This is a genomic window from Actinoplanes sp. NPDC048791, from assembly GCF_040650095.1.
Lineage (GTDB): Bacteria > Actinomycetota > Actinomycetes > Mycobacteriales > Micromonosporaceae > Actinoplanes.
On the sequence record NZ_JBEZGQ010001704.1, the window covers coordinates 1 to 1,116 of the forward strand.

Here is a 1,116-nt window from a genome sequence, read left to right on the forward strand (position 1 = left end):
ATCAGCCGGCCACCGGCGTCCGGGCCGATGCCACCGGCGGCACGGGATCCGGGACCGGCGGGGGATCGCCCGGCCGCGCCGGGCCGGGCGCGCCGTCGATGCGGGCCGCGGCCAGCGCCGCCAGCGGCAGGAGCAGCGTCGCCGTGCCGGGCACGAACGACAGCCCGTCGAACGAGTAGCCGCTGCCGTCGATGTCGAAGACCAGGTTCGGCACGAACATCAGCAGCAGTCCACCCACCACGAACGCCAGGAGCGTGCCGGGCAATGCGGCCACGGCCAGCCCGGCCCACAGGGCGGCGGTCCGGCCGCGCCCGCGCGCCCGGTGCCGGCGCAACAGCGCGAGGCATCCGACCGCGAGCGGCAGGGCGACGAACGCGGCGTACGCGGCCGGACCGGTGTCGTCGTCGGACAGCGGCGGGGGGATCAGCCCGGCTCCGACGGTGACCGCGATCGGCGCCCCGAGCAGCAGGACAGCGGCCCAGGCCGGCACCGGACGACGGCTGAGGGCCAGCGCCGGGACGACGGCGAGCAGGATGCCGGCCACGGCCAGGCCGATCGTCGTGACCTTCAGCCCGAGCGGCAGGTATGGGTGGTTCACCCCTGGCGTGCCCTGCAACATGATCAGCGGCAGGACGCCCGCAGCCATCAGCACACCGACGGTCACCCTGCGCAGCGCGGCGCCGGTCAGCCGGCCGGGCATCGCGCCCCCGGACACCAGCCAGCCGGCCACCACCGGCACCACCCCGGCCAGCAGGGCCAGCCGCAGCCCGCCCGGCCCGGTGACGTCCAGCCGGTGCAGCACCGCGTTGGCCAGCGTCAATCCGGCGCCGACCAGCAATGAGGCGGCCGGGCCGAACCGGCGATCGGCGGTGACGACCAGCATGGCCAGCACGGCCAGCAGAATCGCGGTGGCCCGCAGCTCCGCGGTCCACATGGCCAGCTCACCGTCGCCGCCGGGCATCGGCGCGGACAGCGAGACGTCCTTCATGCCGGGGGTCAGGATGGTCAACGCGTACGCCCAGCCGATCACGGCCACGGCCAGCGCGCCGGCACCGGCGACCACCACGGCCACCGGCATCGGCCGCGCTTCCGCGGGGGCCACCCGCACCGGCGCCG

At 76.4% G+C, this 1,116-nt stretch carries 1 protein-coding gene; it reads right to left on the bottom strand.

Annotation, left to right across the window (positions count from 1 at the left end; genetic code table 11):
- Position 1: 1 nt before the first annotated feature.
- The coding region (locus tag AB0C29_RS49785) for a hypothetical protein (RefSeq protein WP_360835574.1) at positions 2-1,116 on the bottom strand (1,115 nt) is incomplete at its 5' end.